Genomic DNA, 2,261 nt, shown 5'->3' with positions numbered 1-2,261 from the left:
AAATCAGTCGTGCCTTCGAGGCATTGAGGGGAAATACGAACCTGGCCAACTGCCCCTGCGACCGCACCAGAAAATGCCGGGCCTGCCATTGCGTCCTGAAACCCACCACGCCGTCGTCCGAGTAACGCACGACATGCATCGCCACGATACATGTCGCTGGCGCCAGCGTATTACGCATAGATCCAGCACGTAGTAAATATATATATTCGCCAGCAACAGCGATATCACTGCGCCTTACGGACTTCCCAGGTCGCAGCCACCCTCCGGCCATCCTCCATAGCACCCGCGTGAAGCCATTTGCAGATAATCCCACGCACGCGCCCGTCTGCAATATGGCCCCCTGGAAACATCACCATCCATTTATGGTCGATCTCATCAAAGAACGACGTGACATTCCCACCCAATAACCCGCCAACGCCGCACTGTAGCACTCTCACTCAGTATAAGTTAGCGTCACACCCATGTTGCTGAAGGCTAGATAATCCGCAAACTTAGTGCAGGAGTGCTCGAACACATCGATCACTGAGTTGTACTCAGATACGCCAATGTTAATACGCTTTACAGATAGCGATTGAGTTGCCGGATTTCTTCGTATTTGCTCTCCAGATCCAGCGAACCATCAATTCGAGCAATCATTTCACTGTTCACCCTTCGGCGATTATTTTCCGCCGCCAAGTTGACGCGATCGCGTAGCACTTCTGGCAGGCCCGCAGCGAACTTATCAGCCGTTCTGAAGCTATAAATTAGCTGCGTCACTGCCGATTTAGTTGACATCTTGACTCTTCCTTTCCTGCTAAATCTTTGATGGCGATTTAACTGCCGCCGGGGAATTTAATATTGAGCTCAGCACTCATTTAAGCCTGCTGACGCGTCGCGGCCATCACAATTTCACGAATGCATACATTTTGTGGCTGCTGATACGCATAAACAATCGCCGAAGCGACATCATTGGCGCTAAGTACGGTGCCACCCATGTCCCGTTTCCAGGCACGGTATCCGGTCTTGATCTCTTCGTCAGTCGTATGGCTTAGCAGTTCGGTATCGACGGCCCCTGGGGCGATGGTGACCACCCGCACATTGTGCGGTGACAGTTCTTCTCGCAAGTTTTCTGACAGGCCATGCACGGCAAATTTGGTGCCTACATACGCCACATGATTGGGGAACGTCTTGCGCCCCGCCACCGAACTGACATTGATAATAGTGCCGTGTTTGCGCTCGACCATTCCGGCGGCTACCGCGTGAATACCGTTGAGCAGGCCCTTCACATTAACATCGAGCATCTGGTCCCACTGAGCAGGATCCTGCTTGCTCATCTCGCCTAGCAGCATCACACCGGCGTTGTTAATCAGTGCGTCAGCTGGGCCAAATAGCGATTGAGCCTCTGCTACGGCGGCCAATAGACTGACACGGTCGGTAATGTCGACGTGACGACTCAAAGTGTTCGGCAACTGCATTGCCTCGAGACGTTCGACCCTACGAGCCATCAGCAGAAGCGGGTGACCTGCCGCGCTAAGGAGACGGGCGGTGGCTTCGCCGATGCCGGAGCTGGCACCGGTGATTACGATCAATGATTTACTCATGGGATAACTCCTGAAAGGGTGGCGCGACAGTAAGCATCCAAGAGAGATCAGAACAAGCCAGAAAGTGTGAGGAAACATGGCGCTCCCTGCAAACCTGACACTTACTCACCGCCGCGCTGGTACCACTCCAAAGCATCTTGAACGCCTTGGGTGTCACGCCTGATTGCGTCGTGCCATTTCCAGATCAGAATTCGTCATGATTTTTTGGGGACCCCGCGCCTGCACGCAGCACCTTGATCAAAGCGGCTACTTCCTGCGTGCCATAACCGGCATCTACGCCTTGGCGGAAGACTGCTGATGCATATGTCGGAAACCCACTGTGGATATTGGCCTGCTGGGCATGCCGCTCCAGGCGAGTGATGGCCGACGCCCATGTTTTTAGCGAAGCCTGTGGGGCAGAATAACTCTCTGACTGAATGACGGATCCCAGGTGCTGAATGTCACCACTGAGCACCGGCGAGATATCGGCCAGCATGCTACAAAATCTGTCGACTGGGAGCCCTTCCACCTCGCAGATGCGGGCACCATGCAAAGCACCTAACAAGGCACCTGCAAAATAGGCGGCTACAGCACAGTCCTGCGCGGACGCTGCTCCGACGCGCTCCCCCAAATAACTTAGGCTGGGTGCCAATATTTCTAATAGCGGTTTGGCCCGCTCAAATGCAGCGACAGCCCCAGAAG

Annotated in this window: 3 protein-coding genes and 1 pseudogene; all 4 read right to left on the bottom strand. The window is 54.2% G+C overall.

Going from position 1 to position 2,261, the window contains the following annotated elements:
* Positions 1-436: 436 nt before the first annotated feature.
* A pseudogene (locus ACI77I_RS31890) lies at positions 437-553 on the bottom strand (hypothetical protein); the annotation flags it as partial.
* Positions 554-558: 5 nt separating this feature from the next.
* A complete protein-coding gene (locus ACI77I_RS31885) occupies positions 559-774 on the bottom strand; it encodes an Arc family DNA-binding protein (RefSeq protein WP_407000168.1) in 216 nt (71 codons plus the stop codon).
* A gap of 80 nt (positions 775-854) precedes the next feature.
* Positions 855-1,580, bottom strand: coding sequence for an SDR family oxidoreductase (locus ACI77I_RS31880; protein WP_407000166.1), 726 nt, complete (start codon positions 1,578-1,580; stop codon positions 855-857).
* 184 nt (positions 1,581-1,764) lie between these two features.
* The coding region (locus ACI77I_RS31875; RefSeq protein ID WP_407000164.1) for a hypothetical protein at positions 1,765-2,261 on the bottom strand (497 nt) is incomplete at its 5' end.

It is taken from the genome of Pseudomonas sp. D47, from assembly GCF_045447305.1.
Taxonomy (GTDB): Bacteria; Pseudomonadota; Gammaproteobacteria; order Pseudomonadales; family Pseudomonadaceae; genus Aquipseudomonas.
The sequence above is the reverse complement of the archived record's forward strand: the minus strand, read 5'-3'. Positions and strand labels throughout refer to the sequence as shown.